Below are 15,274 nucleotides of genomic sequence, written 5' to 3' on the forward strand. Positions count from 1 at the left end.
ATGATTAAAAACAACGAGTTAATCCATCCTTTTGACGTAACCAGTAATGAATCAGGTAAGACTTATCAACTGACGCCTAACTCGTCCAAGTCGGTTCAGCCCGTGGCCCTGCTGAGATTGAGTGTATTTACCCCTGTCGGCACAAAAGAAAACCGCGACCGAAACTTTGAAGTTGATGCCTCTGATGAGCTTTCGTGTATGGAAATTGCAAGATCGGAGGGTTATGACGACATCAAGATAACTGGTGTCAAACTATCTATGTCTACCGACTTTAAGTGCTGGCTCGGGATCATCATGGCTTTCAGTAAATATGGTTTTACTTCCGAGAAGATTAGCCTGACTTTTAACGAGTTTGCGAAGATGTGTGGTATCAGTTCAACAAACATCAACAAACGAACTCGTGCGCGCTTTAAAGAGTCATTAATGAACCTTGCATCGGTAGTGCTTGCCTTCTCAGACTCTCGTAGTGGTCGGTTCACAGTAACGCATCTGGTGCAGAAGGCTATGATTGATCCAAAAAGCGATACTGTTGAGCTGGTTGGGGATCCTTCTATGTGGGAACTGTATCGTTACGACCATAAGACATTGTTAAGCCTTCAGGTTCTATACATTTTGGCTAAAAAAGAAGCTGCGCAATCTCTCTATATTTATTTTGAAGCAATGCCAGCTGGTACGTTGTTCGTTAATATGAAACGGTTGAGGGAAAGGTTGCTTCTTACAACCCCTATTCGTACGCAAAACCAGATAATTCGTAAAGCAATGCGGGAACTTGAATCTATCGGATATCTCGATTATCAAGAAGTTAAGAAAGGTCGCGACATACAATTTCAGATCTTCAAAAGAAGCCCTAAGCTGGCCCTTGCCAAACAAGGTTGAAAGCTATCTGGTATGCACTGGTTATAACCTGCTGAAAAATAAGTTATTTATCAGTGCTATGCTTAGTGCTTCTTTTACTACTGGTCTTACATCTCGGCTTAATGTGCAAAAAAGTAACTTTTCAAACGAACTCCTGACTATTCATCTGTATGCCTTTCTGACTCAAGCGTACATGCTAGCCCATTCATTAAATGCCGTTGAGCAAGATGGTTTCGTGCGCACTCTATTCACGTGAATGCCTTTTGTGGATTACGCCTCTTACATTCATACAAATGCTTTTGATGTCGGTATCCCAAAAATTCATTCATTGAAATGCTTTTGTTTGCCACTGTATCCCGAGCATAGCTATGCAGTGGTATAAAAAGGCATTTTGGTGAATGGCATTAGGTCGAATGACACACAGTTCAGCTTTGTTAAGAGCGAGAATGGTCCAAGACATCTATGACATTGGGCATCAGAAGGACTATGTGCTTGATATGAGATCAAAAAAATATCAGAAGCATCACAACTCCAATGGCATTCAAAGAAATGCCTTTGTTTTGTTAGTACACCAAACAACCCAAAATTCATGCAGTTATATCAAAGACTCATTCGCAAAAGGACTCAGCCAGAAAGCATTTGCTTAAATAGCATTGGCCAAAAGCATTCGAATGAATGATGTTCGTATGGACAAGACAAAGTCCCACTCACGCCCAGAGGTGTAAAAGGCATTTAGATGAATGACGCACCGGCCCGAGGATTGTATGTAGTTTCTCCAACTGATAGTTGCCGAACCAGGGAGCACAGTGATATGCGGCCTTCTCAGAATCAAGAGATAGATAATAAGGGAACAAAAAAGATTAGATATGAAGCTTAGTTACCTGCCCGATATCTAGTTAGAGCTTTTCAAACCATCAAAAGTGACTTTTATGCTTGAGGAGTCTCATCAGCTTCAGGATTGAGCTTAACGTAATCTTACCCCCTCCCCTCTTTCAAACTTTTACTAAGCGTTCACTGGTACCTTTCAAAGATTATGCTTTAGGCCCTTTGCTTAAAAATTCACCAATAGCTAAACGTTAAAAAAAGGGGGTTTATGCGAACGGAAGGATCGGAATAAAAAAGTATTATTCATTCGCGTTTACGTGAACTCAAATCTACACGGAGTAATTATGGAACTTTCTTTAAATATTGGCCTTAGTGAAAAGAAATCTAACACGGCTGCACTTTTTAAAACAAAAAGCGCAAAAGTGATTTTGTTTGTTCTGCTGACCGTGCTTTTTTGCGGTCTGGCATATGCGGGTTCAGATGATGGGGCACTGGGAGATATTTGGTCATACATGAGTGAAAGTATGACTGGAGCTCCGGGCAAAATTCTGGCAGCCGCGATGTTGATCTCAAGCGTATATTTCTCTGTCCTTAAGCCTAACCCGGGCCTGGCACTGGTTTCATTATTCATGATGCTGGTAATGGCCAACGGCGAGAAAATTATCAGCACCTTTATGGATGCTGGCGTACCGCTGTAATTTATTGTTAATCATGCATGAGGGGGTTCATCCCCCTCTCTGGATTTTTAATGAGTAAGCAGAACGACGTTCCTCAGCATACCTATAGATTCCCTTTCAGGATCAACATGCCTCTACTGATTTTGTTTTGGGATGCCAAAAAATTAGGGCTTGCATTCATTCTGGTTGCATTTGGGAATATCTTCGAATGCTTCGGGTTTTCTGTTGTAGCAGCGGTTGTGTATTGGATTGCGTATAACAAAGCAGCTGAGTCAGGAATAAGAGGATTGCTAAAACACAAACTCTGGTGGCTCGGTTTTTTGCCAGGTAAAGCAGTTTTTAGTAGCCGTTATTTCAACGATCCATTTATCAGAGATTTGTATTCTTGATGGAGCTATGAATGAAAATGCTAAGTGGCATTAACATCCCTTTTTTCAAAAAATCTAAAAAGGATGAAAACGGTGATCTTGAACAGTCATACGTAAAGAAAGATGAAAGTGCTAAGGGACGTTTTTTGGACATTAAAAAACGATTTAGCCCACAAGCTGAAGCGTCAGGTGCTGGAATTACATACAGCGCCCTGATTAATCGTGATACAAAACTTATCCGCATTAATACTGTTTCAATAGCCGTCATTGGGTTATTGGTTGCAAAGATTCTTTTTTTCACTGACCCAGTGACGATTGTTACCCCTCCAAACATGAATGAAGAGATCACGGTTGTTGGTAACAAAGCATCGGAATCTTATAAAACACAATGGGCTCTCTTTTTTAGTACCCTTTTAGGGAATATTAATCCAACTAATATTTCCTTTGTGACGGCCTATGTCCTCGATGCCCTTTCACCTGAACTACAGGCTAAAACGAGTGAGTCTTTACAGGAGCAGATAAATATCATGCAGGCTCGTGGTGTTGAGCAGACCTTTAAGCCTAATGATATTTACTTTGATCCAAAAAATGACATGGTCTATGTCTGGGGTACCAAAACGACTCGACTTGTAAATGTTCCGGACAAAACTGAATCATCGAAATGGACTTATGAATGGGTTCTCGGGATGAAAAATGGTCGCCCAAGAATTGCATATGTAAATCAATATTCCGGAACACCGAATATTAAAAAAATTACGATAAACGGCAAAGAGCAACTGGCAACGCTGGATAATCCGCCACCGTCTACAGGTAACAAGTGATGATTAAAAAAAAGGGCTTAGGCTTCAACGCAATTACAGCATTGATCATGCTCACGACTTCGAACTGCGTAATCGCTGAAGAATACCAATTGCCAGCAACAATTAATAACCCGGTTGTAATGCCAGTTGGTGCTGACGGATTTCAGAATGGAGCTGCAAAAGCCATTATTCCGGGTCAAGCTGGTTCTGAACAGTCAGGTGCACAAACAAACCTTAGTGAAGCCGGTAATGCGCAGGGACAAAAACCTACAACTGATCTCCCTACCGTGCAACTTTCCCCAGCCAGCAATGCTTCGCCTGCGGTAAGCGCTATTACTGGAGCATTATCAAATAATCCTAGTCTCCCCGGATTTGACGCACAGACCCGATCTGGTGCAATTGATAGCTATGGGAGACCAACAGGTACCTCTTCCCAGCAGAATGCAACCAATGCGACCGCCACGTCAAAAGCCGATGAACTTTATGTCGAAGCTCGTAACCGATATAAAGAAGTTCAGCGTGTAAATGTGCCGCCTGGTGGGAATGTGGTACTGCCAGTTTCACGAGGACTTCAAAACAGAATATCGACCAGCTTCAAGAATGCTTCTGTCAGTACTTCTACCCCTGCTGAAGAGGCAAGCATATTTGTTAATGGTGGCGATGTCTTTATTTCAACTAATACCGATAAACCAATCGGGATTATGTTGTCTGAAGATCAGGTACCTGAATCGACCTATAACCTGACCCTGGTACCGCTTGATGTTCCCGGTGCGATGATTTCAGTTACTACATCTTTAAGCCCATCTATGCAAGCCAAACGTGAAACCTCATTGGATAAGCAAAACTATGAGGAAATGTTGGCCCGCTCCCAGTCAGAAGAACTGGCTCCAACGGATCCAAAACAAGACGATCATAAACAAAGAATCATTGATTTATTGACTCCTGTGGCTCTTGGTGAGGTCCCTTCAGGATTCAGTTTACAACAGGACCGACTTTCTCGTATTCCTGCGCCAGAGCAGTCACCATGTAACTTTAATATGTATGCAAAGCTCGGTCAGAGACTGGTTGGCTCACGTGAACTTATTGATGTAATTCTTGTGAAAAACGATAAACCATACGGTCAAATCGTTGCTGATCAGCAGTGTATGGCAGAAGGCGTTATTGCAAGTGCTTTATTTGATAAAGCATACCTGCAACCGGGAGAAGAAACAGAGCTTTACATAGTCCGGGATAAATTGTTCAAGGAACGCGAGGCCCGGGTTACAACCAGACCAAGTCTAATCAGAAAATAATATGGGAAAAGTTACTTTGCCTGCTCTGCTTGGGGCCACCGTGATTGGTTTTGTCGTATTTGCTTTAACCAGCTTTTACTACAGGTCAGAATATATACCAAAAAGGAGTGTATTAATCGTTCCGGACGCACCCATTAGTATCGAAGATGGCAGTAACGCTTTTCCCGTTCAGACAGTAATAATGAACGATCCAACTCTTATTGATAAATTTGTAGGAGAGGGCAATATTAATGAGGAGAATGCTTTTGACTATCACAAAAGTAACGTTTTGGAACCTAATTACAAACATGAAATATCTAGAACGAGCCAGATAGATAAAGCTGAAATGAATCATCCATCTGTTCGTGAAAACTGGGCCAGAGCAGGTGAACCCTATATCGTTCCTCAGATGTCTGACAGCGAACGAAATCTAAAAATTAAACGATTCCAGAAACCTACAAGTGGAGCTAATCATGGACATTAAAAAGGCCTGGGAAAATAAGACCGTCAGACTTTCTGTTATTGGCGCTCTGCTGGTAGTGATTGTTTATATTATTAGCCAGTCTATTTTTTCCACACCAGTTAAGAAAGAAAAGAAAACACAGAAAAAAGACATGCAGACCAATTTGTTGTTAGATGATTCGCAAATGAACAAATTGAGTAATGAAGAAAGCCAGAAAGTATATAAAGAAATGGTTAAGCAAAACCGACTTGACCAAAATGCGGCGAAAGAGGACCGCGAAAAAGCAGAAAAAGCCCAACAGGAAACTAAAGCCCAAGTTGCAAGTTTAACTTCTCAACTTCAGCAGCTGTCTCAGCAAATTAATGATATGCAGACAAATCGAAACGGCAATCGTAACTTGGATGCTGGTAGTTCGCGTAAAACGATTAATGAGCAGGCACCGGCAGCTCCTTATCAGCTTAATGCTAATGCGCCGATTAATGGCGTAAACCCTAATTACGCTTCTATCACACCTACGCGTAATAGCCCAATGAGAACAATCACACAAAGTTCCATTAAGACTAATGGTACCGATGGTGTCATTCAGGTTATGCCCGTGTCTGAAAACAGAATCAAGGAAGGCAGAGAGGTCATTGCAGGAGATAAAGCGCCAACTCGGACTGTACGAGGTGATGGTACTGCGCCAGTTGATAGCAAAGCGCGGCATGCTGCCCGAAAAGATGAAATGTTTCTTCCGGCAACATCTATTATCACTGGTGTTCTGATTACCGGGCTTGAAGCGCCTACAAGCCTTTCTTCCAAATCAGAACCAATGCCAGTAACGATGCGTATTAAAAAAGATGTCATCATGCCCAATAATTTCACCATGGATTTGCGTGACTGTAACCTTCTGGGTTCAGCTGTTGGTGATCTGGCGTCACAGCGTGCTTACATACGTGCCACTTCTATCTCTTGTGTTAATTCAAAAGGGAAAGCTTTTGACGTAAAACTGGAAGCATATGCTGTAAGTGAAAATGACGGAAAAAATGGGATCCGAGGCACGCTTATCAGCCGAAATGGTAACGCAATTGCAGGAGCTGCATTTGCCGGTGGACTTTCTTCACTTGCCGGTAGCTTAAGTCCCAGTAAGGTATCTTCACTTAACATCGACCCTAATTCACAGGCTCAGTATCAGTCCCCTAATTTTGGTGCACTTGGGGCATTAGCCGGGGCTGGTGCAGCTCAAGGTGGTCTTAATCGACTCGTCGATTACTACACCGCAATTGCAGAACAACAGTGGCCAATCGTAGAAATTAGCCCTGGCCGAGCTATTACATTTGTCGTTCAGACCGGAACTACAATTCCAACGAATCTGACCAGTCGCTGAGGTTTAAATGGATAGTTTAGAAAAAAAAGAATCGCCTGAATCAGCTGGACCTGAAATCACTAAAAAAATGGTGCGAGAAAGGACAACAAAAAAAATTACCTTCGAAATTGATATTGAAAAAATATTGAAGTATTTATTTTTCTTCGCCTTTGCCGTATTGGTCATTATTTATGGTTATAAAGGCTTTATGAATGTTTACGATTACTTCAATAAACAATCCCAGCCTTCGTACAAGATTGCAGTGCTTGACATGCCTGAATTACGTAAGGAATTTTTCAAGCATCACGGAGGCCGTACTGCTGACAATGATAGATCTCAATTCGAAGAATATTTCAGAACATTAATGAAGATCTACCGTGACCGTGGCTATTTAATTATTGATGCAACGCTTGCCGTTACTGTACCGGATAGTGTTGAAATCGTCACTTATATGGAACTTGAAGATAGCTCTGAAGCGGTACAATCAAGTTCTTATAATGCAAAGAAGTAGAGGGCACCCAATAGTGAAAAAGTTACTTTTCCCTTTAATGGCGGCTTTCGCCATTATGGCGAATACGGTCACTTATGCTTCAGAGCAGGTCCTAACTAATAGTGATGCTGCTGCGTTAATGGCAAAGGCAAAGGAAGGTGGCGTTTCACCCAGTCAGATCTCGGGTGTGTTATCAAAAATGAAAGGATATAAACCTAAGGATGCCATATACATTCCTTCTGGTGGGCTATACCTCTTTCAGGACGAACGTTCGCAGCTAATGGCAGTAACGACCGATGGCCGATACTCCCTTACTGGGGGAAGCCTTGTTGATGTAATTAAACGTAAACCTGTTCTGACTGTAGAAGAAATCAGGAATTCCTATTTTATTAGTCTTGATGAGGCCCCCTTCCCTCTGGAAACTGTAGCGTCCATTCCTCTGGGAAATTCAAAGCTTAAAAGACAAGCAGCCATTTTCATAACACTTGATTGTGACGGTTGCATGGAACTTGTTAAGAAATTCTATGCAGATCGGGACAAGTATCGGATAGATATTGTTTTAGTTCCCTCACCCGGTGAGCCAAAAGAAGAGCTTAGAAGGCTCTGGTGTAGTAAAGAAAAAGGAAAAATAAACAACCTCGATATTCTTCGTTGGCTAATGGGAAGCAAATCCGACATTGAAAAAAGATTGCTCTCTCAAAAAGAAGCAGAAGAATGTCCGGCGGAACCTTTGGTAGCGTCATTGATGCTCGCAGGAATTTATAAATTGCAGGGTGTACCTTCAGTTGTCAGACAGGATGGTTTGGCTGGTAATGGCATTCCAAAAGATTTCGACTACTGGTTGAACCAAAGCGTTGAACCTCTCTTAAAAAATCCATTTGAGACAAATTAAGGCTAGTTTATGAACATCAAAAGATTGGTACTCAGTGCTCTGGTTGTAGGTACATCCTCATATCTTACGGGGTGCTCCATCGGTAGTTCCGAATCCGAATGTCCAGGCATTGAAAAGGGCGTTATCTGTAAAGGTCCTCGCGAAGTTATGGAGTTAACTAATAATCGAGATGATCTGTCTGCACTGGCGGGGGAAGAGTCGGAATCGGGAAAGGAGAAATCGGCTGTCAATGACAGCCGTTATCCAACTGAAATTAGCCCTCCAGGGGAAGTCAAATATCCACAGTCTACTACCCTTAAAAATCAGCCTGTGGCTTATTCAAAAACCGAAATTAAGCCAGTTGGTCAGTTACCTGTCATGTACGATAAAACTTTAAAAATGGGTGCCCCTACTTCATCCATTGGACCACGGCCTATTTCTGGTGTACCGGTTAATTCAAACGTAAGGATGACTAGCAGTTATAGCACTGCCTCTTCAACTGGTAACCCTTTCGTTCATCCGGCTGCGGAAGTCGTTAAACAAACAAGCTATCCGGTTTCTGCTGGAAATGCCCCACGCTACGTTGCACCTAATTCTGATATCAGCCCTGGTAAGGATATGTACTCTCTTTACAATGGCCAGCCCGTTAACCCGACTCTCAACCCTGGGCAGATCCAGCAATACCGTTCGCAAGGTTATAAACAAGCTGTAGTGGCTCCTGAACCACTTGCTGTTCTGCAACAGGGGAAAGTAATGAGAATTACTTTTGCACCTTATACCGATGATAACGATGCGCTTAATCTTCCCGGCTACGTTTATGTCAACGTAAAACCGCAAACATGGATTGCTGGCAAGAATTCGACCTCAAACCCAGCTCGCATAGTTCCTTTAGAAGTACAGGATGCGGCCCGGGAAAATATGCAGCAGCAACAAAAAGCAACTAAAGCTGTCTCTTCGAACGGCATTGTTAGACAACTGTAAGGTCAAATATGGAAGCTATCAATAATTACAATAGCGGTTTAAATCGCCATCAATTAGGTGGGTTTATCCCTGTTTACGATCAATTAGCAGGGACTCACTATTTTTTGATTGATGGCAACAGATTAGGGTTTATGTTTATCTGTAATCCATCCCCTGGAGTTTTTGATAATCAGCAAGATGTTCTTGCTGAAATGTTCAAAATGGATTTCCCTACAGATACTGTCTGTCAAATATCTCTGACTGCATTGCCAGACCTGACTTTACAGCTTAGTGCTTGGTCAGCTGTGCGAGGTGGGCGTATGACTGGGAACGATAAGCTTAAAGCAGATCTGCTTAATGGTTATCAGTTGGACTACTACGACAGAAGTATGCATAAGCCTTTAAAACCTGATCATGATAACCTTATGTTGAGGGATTTTCAGGTATGGATCTCGCTATCGATTCCTTTACAGTCTGCCCTTCCTACCGAGCTGGAACATTCGCGTATCGATTCACTTTACTCTGAACTTGTAAGTAAGTTAATTACGATTGGATTGCATCCGTTTAAGGTCGATGCAGAAAACTGGCTCTATTGTATAGATAAGGTCGTAAACCCCGGAAAGAACTCCCGGTGGGCTGAAGGTTTCATAGACGTTAACACTATGAAAAGGCTTAATGAACAAGTTAACGTTCCCGGCCGTAAGTATACAGTCACAGAAAATCATTTCTCATCAGTCACACAAAGTGACGACGAATCTGAGCATCGTTACTTCAAACAACTTTCCGTTGTAAAGTTTCCTGAATACGTCAATTTCGGTTGTATGTATGAGTTAGTAGTTAACTGGATGCATGGACGTAAGACAATTTTCAGCCCATTTATGATCACTCAGACTGTTCAGTTTGCCGATCCGCTCAAGTTGTCAAAAGAAAACGTCCGCTACAAAGCAATCACTAATAAACAGGCAAGTATACCTTCAGTTGTCACATTCTGCCCTCGCCTGCGGGATATGGATAATGACTACATGGCCGTAACTCGCGAGCTTGAGGATGGCGCAAAGCTTTTAAGAGGGTATCTTACTTTCACTGTTATGGGTAGTAATGCCAATTCTGTGCAGACAGCAGCTAACGATCTCAAATCCTTTTACCTCGAAAGCCGGGTCAAAGTAGCAGATGATTCCTTTATCGTTTTCCCGTCATTTATGTCATGTCTGCCAATGTGCAATGACCCAAAGACAATTTTCGACCTTGACCGTTCCGAAGTAGTGAGCAACACCGGAGCGGCTCATATGACACCGATCTTTGGGCCCTGGAAAGGTAATACAGATAGACCAGTACTGAGTTTAGTTTCTCGTGAAGGTCAACTCATGGGACTTGATATTTTCAAGACTTCTGCAAGCTATAACATGGTTATTGGTGCAACGTCAGGTGCAGGGAAGTCATTCTGGACAGCATATCTAATCAATAACTATCTTGGAGCTGGACCGCGATCTAATAACCTCGTTCATTATCGCTCAACATTTAAGCATTTTTTAGAAAACGAATACCCAGATGATGATCCTGACGGTGCTCAAGTATTTGTTGTGGACGTGGGCCGTTCTTACCAGGGGATTGCGGAACAATATACAAACAGTCAATTTATTGATTTCGGTAAAACCCCTGACTTCACCCTAAATCCCTTTGCCTTCCTAACTGACATCACTGTTAACTGACCTGCTCCCCGTTGATTAGTACACCCCGATGTTAGTAATGTCTTCATAAGCCACATGAGGACATCCCCATGAAGAAGCGTTTTTCCGACGAACAGATCATCAGTATTCTCCGCGAAGCCGAAGCTGGGGTACCCGCCCGTGAACTCTGCCGCAAGCATGCCATTTCCGATGCCACGTTTTACACCTGGCGTAAGAAGTATGGCGGTATGGCGGTGCCTGAAGTTAAGCGCCTGAAGTCGCTTGAGGAAGAGAACGCCAGACTCAAGAAGCTGCTTGCCGAAGCCATGCTGGATAAAGAGGCGCTTCAGGTGGCTCTTGGGCGAAAGTACTGACGACAGACCAGAAGCGGGAAGCCGTGATGTTGATGTGTGATGCGACCGGTCTGTCGCAACGTCGTGCCTGCAGGCTTACAGGTTTATCCCTGTCGACCTGCCGCTATGAGGCTCACCGTCCGGCTGCTGATGCGCATTTATCAGGGCGCATCACTGAGCTGGCACTGGAGCGCAGGCGTTTTGGCTACCGTCGTATTTGGCAGTTGCTGCGCCGTGAAGGGCTTCATGTTAATCATAAGCGCGTGTACCGGCTTTATCACCTCAGTGGCCTGGGCGTAAAACGCAGAAGACGTCGTAAAGGGCTGGCAACAGAACGTCTGCCGCTGCTCCGTCCGGCGGCGCCCAATCTGACCTGGTCGATGGATTTCGTCATGGACGCACTTTCCACCGGTCGCAGGATCAAGTGTCTTACCTGCGTCGATGATTTCACAAAGGAATGCCTGACGGTCACTGTTGCCTTTGGGATTTCAGGCGTTCAGGTCACGCGTATTCTGGACAGCATTGCACTGTTTCGAGGCTATCCGGCGACGATAAGAACTGACCAGGGGCCGGAGTTCACTTGCCGTGCACTGGATCAATGGGCCTTTGAGCATGGTGTTGAGTTGCGCTTAATCCAGCCGGGCAAGCCAACGCAGAACGGATTTATTGAGAGCTTTAACGGACGATTTCGCGATGAATGTTTGAATGAGCACTGGTTCAGCGATATCGTTCATGCCAGGAAAATTATTAATGACTGGCGGCAGGATTATAACGAATGCCGCCCGCACTCCACGCTGAATTATCAGACACCGTCTGAATTTGCAGCGGGCTGGAGAAAGGGTCATTCTGAGAATGAAGATTCCGACGTTACTAACTGAGTGTTGTATCTAATCGTGGGGGCAGGTCATAACGACGATGTATTTAACGAAGCACCTGAATTTACCGGTGAATCAACTTCAAACGATGCAGAAAAAGACAAAGTTGCTCAGACCATAATGGTTTTGAATCAGCTAAAAATTATGGCTTCAGAGAAAGGCCTTATCGATGATTATCAACAATCAGTGATGCTTCAGCTTATTGCAGAAGAGTACCAAGAATCCAGAAAATCAGGTCGGACCGGTTCAATAACCGGCTTTGCTCTGCGTTGCAAGAAGCATGAAGACAAACGTATAAAGGATATTGGGGAGCAACTCGGAGCATGGTGCGAAGGTGGAATTTATGGGCACCGGTTTACCGATACGTTGCCTCCAATCAACTTCGACAGCAGATTTATTGTTTTGGAACTGGAGGAGCTAAAAGGCACCCCCCACCTTCAGACAGTTGTATTAATGTCTATCATTCAGGCTGCTCAGCATGCAATGTTCATCAAAAAAGATGGGCGTCGTCGCTTGTTCATCCTTGATGAAGCATGGGAGTACATTCGTCCTGATAATTCATCAGGTGCCGGAAATCAATCAAACCAATTCTTCTCTTCCTTCCTCGAAGCGGCATGGCGTAGGTTCAGGAAAACAAACTGCGCTGGCATCTGTATCACACAGTCGTTTGAAGATTATTTTACTTCTTCTGTTGGCCGGGCCCTGACTGCTAACTCGCCTTGGAAGATAATCATGAAACAAGAAAAAGAAAGCATTGAAGCAATGAAGGCTAATAAATATTTTTCTACTTCAGATGCAGAATATGAACGTATGAAAAATATTCGTACAGTCAAAAAGGTGTTTTCAGAGATGTTAGTCAGGTTCGAAAACTTCCAAGAGATCTGTCGGTTATACGTAGACCGGAAAATGGAGCTTTGTTTTACTACGGATAGTGCTGACAGGAGTAAATTATGGGAAATTCAAAGCCGCGAGAATTGTAGCTATGGCGAGGCAATAGAAATTCTCTATGCTCAAGAAGTAGCAGCGGGTTTGGCCGCGTAGAGTAAATATCTTCAAGCAAAAATAATTAAACCAGATGTCTCATAAGAATCTGGTTTTTTATTGTATGCCTTAAGTAAACAAATGAGGTTGTGACTTAATGAGTTCATCACTGTGCTGCAAATTTTGGTTTTATAATTAATGTGGTGTAAAAACAGTGACATAAATACAAATCGCAGTTAGGTTGTGTACGCATTAAGTAAACAAAATTTATAACTTCAATACTGACATTATAAGATGAAAATCACGTAAATTACATTTTTGTTTACCAAAGGTAATCAAAGTAGCGCGGCATTATTAGTGAAAACAGATCACTGGTGTCATTTTGCATACAAAACTTAATATCCTTTAATCATTCTTCTAAAAGTTTATTATTAACGGTTTGGTTTCTGAAAATTTATCCAATTTGCTCACCGAAGACTTTTAACTTATTTAACCCCCTTTATCGCCAAACTGTGATTTTCTAATGTTAGTCTACAGTTCTAGGGCCCTTGCTCCCATGATGCGAATCCTGCCACCTAATAAAGATTAACGCCTCATTCCTGTATGCCGGTCTTACGACGCCAGTGCACGGACTATTTTTGGTCATCACAAGGACAGGCGGGAGATTTAATCAGGGCGTGGTGTTGCTGAGCAGCAGCTGCGGCACTGTAAGCCGAAGGCGGAATTAACTCCTTTATCACCATCTGGGGACGTCATTATGGGTAGCCCTTTTAACTTGCTCAGGACCATTAAGCTAAAATTCCGGATAGCGATTGACGTAAGATTTAGGCTAAGCAGGTAAAGTGATCCCCGCTCCCGGGGTGACAACTTTATACAAAAGGCCGAGCGGAAGATTGTCCTTAGGGAATATTTCTTTAACACAGCACGGGCACTTACTCACGCTGCCGGATTTAACCCCCTTAATCGCCAAACTGGGGTTCTGTCCTCATGCTGGCCTTCAGTTCTGGGCGGGGTTGCTATCACTTGCTCCCTAATGCGAGATGTACCTGCTGATACAGATTAACGTCATATTCCTGCGTGCCGGTCTGCCGACACCAGTGCACGGGCTTTTTTCGGTCATCACATTACCGGGCAGGAGATTTTATCAGGACGTGGTGTGACTGAGCAGCAGCTGGGGCACTGTCATCCGCTTGCAGATTTAACCCCCTTAATCGCCAAACTGGCGTTCAGTCCTGATAGTGTCCTTCCGTCCTGGGCAGGGTTGCTAACACTGGCTCCCTTAATACGAAATGCGCCTGCTGATAAAGATTAAAGTCACATCACTGCATACCGGTTTGCCGACTCCGGTGCATGGCCTTTTCCGATAATCACAAGGACGGACGGGTGATTATATCTGTGCATAGTATGTCTGAGCAGCATCAGAAGGCACTGTCAGCCACTGGCAGATTTAACCCCCTTAATCGCCAAACTGGCGTTCAGTCCTGATAGTGTCCTTCCGTCCTGGGCAGGGTTGCTAACACTTGCTCCCTTAATACGAAATGCGCCTGCTGATAAAGATTAAAGTCACATCACTGCATACCGGTCTGCCGACTCCGGTGCATGGCCTTTTCCGATAATCACAAGGACGGACGGGTGATTATATCTGTGCATAGTATGTCTGAGCAGCATCAGAAGGCACTGTCAGCCGCTGGCAGATTTAACCCCCTTAATCGCCAAACTGGGATCAGTCCTGATAGTGTCCTTCCGTCCTGGAGAGGGTTGCTAACACTTGTTCCCATGATACGAAATGCGCCAGCTGATACAGATTAACGTCTCATTGCCCATGCCGGTCTGCCGACACCGGTGCATGGCCTTTTCCGATATTCGCAAGCACAGATGCTTGATTTTTTCAGGGTGTAATATACCTGAGCAGCATCTGAAGGCACTTTCAGTCGCTGTCAGATTTAACACCCTTAATCGCCAATCTGGGATTTTATGATGTTAACCTCCAGTTCAAGACCCTTGCTCCCATGATGCGAACCTTGCCACCTGATAAAGATTTACGCCTCATTCCTGTATGCAGGTCTTACGACTCTAGTGCACGGACAATTTTCGGTCATAACAAGACCTGGCGGAAGATTTAATCAGGCGTGGTGTGACTGAGCAGAAGCTGGGGCAATGTCAGCCGCTGGCAGAAAAAACCCTTATTCGCCATCTCAAACCGTCATTATGGGTAGTCCTTTTAACTTTCTCAGGACCATTAAGCTTAAACTCCGTTTAGAGAATGACGTAAGATTTAGGCTAAGCAGGTTAAGTGATCCCTCTCCCGGGTTGAACACTATATTCATCGTACGAGCGGAAGATTGTCCTTCGGGAAATATTTCTTAAACACCGCTCGGGATCTTATTGCCACTGGCGGATTTAACCCCCTTAATCGCCATACTGGGGTTCTGTCCTGATGCTGGCCTTCAGTTCTGGGCTTGGGTTGCTATCG

12 protein-coding genes and 1 pseudogene are annotated in these 15,274 nt (G+C 43.8%); all 13 read left to right on the forward strand.

All coding sequences use genetic code 11. From position 1 onward, the window contains the following. Positions 1–876: RepB family plasmid replication initiator protein (locus ACLHV8_RS22230; RefSeq protein WP_000594611.1), on the forward strand; the 876-nt coding region annotated here is incomplete at its 5' end. Between the two features lie 1,148 nt (positions 877–2,024). Next, a complete protein-coding gene (locus ACLHV8_RS22235) occupies positions 2,025–2,378 on the forward strand; it encodes a hypothetical protein (protein WP_000423602.1) in 354 nt (117 codons plus the stop codon). Between the two features lie 17 nt (positions 2,379–2,395). Continuing rightward, positions 2,396–2,746: a type IV conjugative transfer system protein TraL gene (locus ACLHV8_RS22240; protein ID WP_001447770.1), complete on the forward strand. Its 351-nt coding sequence runs from the start codon at positions 2,396–2,398 to the stop codon at positions 2,744–2,746. A gap of 11 nt (positions 2,747–2,757) precedes the next feature. Continuing rightward, a complete protein-coding gene (locus tag ACLHV8_RS22245; protein ID WP_000783153.1) occupies positions 2,758–3,546 on the forward strand; it encodes a TraE/TraK family type IV conjugative transfer system protein in 789 nt (262 codons plus the stop codon). Continuing rightward, positions 3,546–4,817: a type-F conjugative transfer system secretin TraK gene (locus tag ACLHV8_RS22250; RefSeq protein ID WP_000592092.1), complete on the forward strand. Its 1,272-nt coding sequence runs from the start codon at positions 3,546–3,548 to the stop codon at positions 4,815–4,817. The genes ACLHV8_RS22245 and ACLHV8_RS22250 overlap by 1 nt, the downstream gene beginning before the upstream one ends. Before the next feature lies 1 nt (position 4,818). Continuing rightward, positions 4,819–5,280 carry a plasmid transfer protein HtdO gene (gene htdO / locus ACLHV8_RS22255; protein WP_000521242.1) on the forward strand — a complete coding sequence of 154 codons (462 nt, stop codon included), beginning with the start codon at positions 4,819–4,821 and terminating at the stop codon, positions 5,278–5,280. Next, on the forward strand, positions 5,270–6,625 hold the full coding sequence (gene trhB, locus ACLHV8_RS22260) for an IncHI-type conjugal transfer protein TrhB (protein ID WP_000351841.1): 1,356 nt from the start codon (positions 5,270–5,272) through the stop codon (positions 6,623–6,625). Before htdO ends, trhB begins: the two co-directional genes overlap by 11 nt. Before the next feature lie 7 nt (positions 6,626–6,632). Then, positions 6,633–7,115 (forward strand): hypothetical protein, encoded by a 483-nt coding sequence (locus tag ACLHV8_RS22265; RefSeq protein ID WP_000377632.1) that lies wholly within the window; start codon positions 6,633–6,635, stop codon positions 7,113–7,115. Positions 7,116–7,233: 118 nt separating this feature from the next. Further along, positions 7,234–7,986, forward strand: coding sequence for a protein-disulfide isomerase HtdT (gene htdT, locus ACLHV8_RS22270; protein WP_182911723.1), 753 nt, complete (start codon positions 7,234–7,236; stop codon positions 7,984–7,986). A gap of 9 nt (positions 7,987–7,995) precedes the next feature. Beyond that, the gene (gene trhV / locus ACLHV8_RS22275) at positions 7,996–8,946 is read left to right on the forward strand and encodes an IncHI-type conjugal transfer lipoprotein TrhV (RefSeq protein WP_001022588.1); all 951 of its coding nucleotides are present in this window, start codon (positions 7,996–7,998) and stop codon (positions 8,944–8,946) included. 8 nt (positions 8,947–8,954) lie between these two features. Continuing rightward, entirely contained in the window at positions 8,955–10,634 is a 1,680-nt protein-coding gene (locus tag ACLHV8_RS22280; RefSeq protein ID WP_410377054.1) for a TraC family protein, read from the forward strand. A gap of 68 nt (positions 10,635–10,702) precedes the next feature. Next, positions 10,703–11,823, forward strand: a protein-coding gene (locus ACLHV8_RS22285) for an IS3-like element ISSen4 family transposase (RefSeq protein WP_121528277.1) whose coding sequence is annotated in 2 segments (ribosomal slippage) — positions 10,703–10,961 and positions 10,961–11,823 — 1,122 coding nt in all. Because the reading frame shifts where the segments join, the coding sequence is not laid out codon by codon here. Positions 11,824–11,862: 39 nt separating this feature from the next. Continuing rightward, a pseudogene (locus ACLHV8_RS22290) lies at positions 11,863–12,861 on the forward strand (AAA family ATPase); the annotation flags it as partial. Between the last annotated feature and the right edge of the window lie 2,413 nt (positions 12,862–15,274).

It is taken from the genome of Enterobacter sp. CPE_E863 (genome assembly GCF_046521465.1).
Classification (GTDB): domain Bacteria; phylum Pseudomonadota; class Gammaproteobacteria; order Enterobacterales; family Enterobacteriaceae; genus Enterobacter; species Enterobacter adelaidei.

Bases quoted from the DNA above. Each gene is read 5' to 3' on its own strand.
- ACLHV8_RS22235 (WP_000423602.1), top strand. From the start codon at position 2,025: ATGGAACTTTCTTTAAATATTGGCCTTAGTGAAAAGAAATCTAACACG.
- ACLHV8_RS22240 (WP_001447770.1), top strand. From the start codon at position 2,396: ATGAGGGGGTTCATCCCCCTCTCTGGATTTTTAATGAGTAAGCAGAAC.
- ACLHV8_RS22245 (WP_000783153.1), top strand. From the start codon at position 2,758: ATGAAAATGCTAAGTGGCATTAACATCCCTTTTTTCAAAAAATCTAAA.
- ACLHV8_RS22250 (WP_000592092.1), top strand. From the start codon at position 3,546: ATGATTAAAAAAAAGGGCTTAGGCTTCAACGCAATTACAGCATTGATC.
- htdO (WP_000521242.1), top strand. From the start codon at position 4,819: ATGGGAAAAGTTACTTTGCCTGCTCTGCTTGGGGCCACCGTGATTGGT.
- trhB (WP_000351841.1), top strand. From the start codon at position 5,270: ATGGACATTAAAAAGGCCTGGGAAAATAAGACCGTCAGACTTTCTGTT.
- ACLHV8_RS22265 (WP_000377632.1), top strand. From the start codon at position 6,633: ATGGATAGTTTAGAAAAAAAAGAATCGCCTGAATCAGCTGGACCTGAA.
- htdT (WP_182911723.1), top strand. From the start codon at position 7,234: ATGGCAAAGGCAAAGGAAGGTGGCGTTTCACCCAGTCAGATCTCGGGT.
- trhV (WP_001022588.1), top strand. From the start codon at position 7,996: ATGAACATCAAAAGATTGGTACTCAGTGCTCTGGTTGTAGGTACATCC.
- ACLHV8_RS22280 (WP_410377054.1), top strand. From the start codon at position 8,955: ATGGAAGCTATCAATAATTACAATAGCGGTTTAAATCGCCATCAATTA.